1 rRNA gene is annotated in these 1,103 nt (G+C 49.3%); it reads right to left on the reverse strand.

The features are described from left to right. Window positions 1-1,103: ribosomal RNA gene (locus QM923_RS09610) — 23S ribosomal RNA — on the reverse strand; the annotation flags it as partial.

Below are 1,103 nucleotides of genomic sequence, written 5' to 3' on the forward strand. Positions count from 1 at the left end.
TAAGCATTTAACTCAATTCACACCTCACTGCTTAGACAGACACTTCCAATCGTCTGCTTTAGTTAGCCTACTGCGTCCCTCCATCACTACATACTCTAGTACAGGAATATCAACCTGTTGTCCATCGGATACACCTTTCGGTCTCTCCTTAGGTCCCGACTAACCCAGGGCGGACGAGCCTTCCCCTGGAAACCTTAGTCTTACGGTGGACAGGATTCTCACCTGTCTTTCGCTACTCATACCGGCATTCTCACTTCTATGCGTTCCAGCGCTCCTCACGGTACACCTTCTCCACACATAGAACGCTCTCCTACCATACCTATAAAGGTATCCACAGCTTCGGTAAATTGTTTTAGCCCCGGTACATTTTCGGCGCAGGGTCACTCGACTAGTGAGCTATTACGCACTCTTTGAATGAATAGCTGCTTCTAAGCTAACATCCTAGTTGTCTGTGCAACCCCACATCCTTTTCCACTTAACAATTATTTTGGGACCTTAGCTGGTGGTCTGGGCTGTTTCCCTTTCGACTACGGATCTTAGCACTCGCAGTCTGACTGCCGACCATAATTCATTGGCATTCGGAGTTTATCTGAGATTGGTAATCCGGGATGGACCCCTCACCCAAACAGTGCTCTACCTCCAAGAATCTCTAATGTCGACGCTAGCCCTAAAGCTATTTCGGAGAGAACCAGCTATCTCCAAGTTCGTTTGGAATTTCTCCGCTACCCACAAGTCATCCAAGCACTTTTCAACGTGCCCTGGTTCGGTCCTCCAGTGCGTCTTACCGCACCTTCAACCTGCTCATGGGTAGGTCACATGGTTTCGGGTCTACGACATAATACTAAAGCGCCCTATTCAGACTCGGTTTCCCTACGGCTCCGTCTCTTCAACTTAACCTCGCATCATATCGTAACTCGCCGGTTCATTCTACAAAAGGCACGCTCTCACCCATTAACGGGCTCGAACTTGTTGTAGGCACACGGTTTCAGGTTCTATTTCACTCCCCTCCCGGGGTGCTTTTCACCTTTCCCTCACGGTACTGGTTCACTATCGGTCACTAGGGAGTATTTAGGGTTGGGAGATGGTCCTCCCAGATTCCGACG

Origin of the sequence: Streptococcus infantis (genome assembly GCF_047463275.1) — a bacterium.
GTDB classification, from domain to species: Bacteria; Bacillota; Bacilli; order Lactobacillales; family Streptococcaceae; genus Streptococcus; species Streptococcus infantis_AF.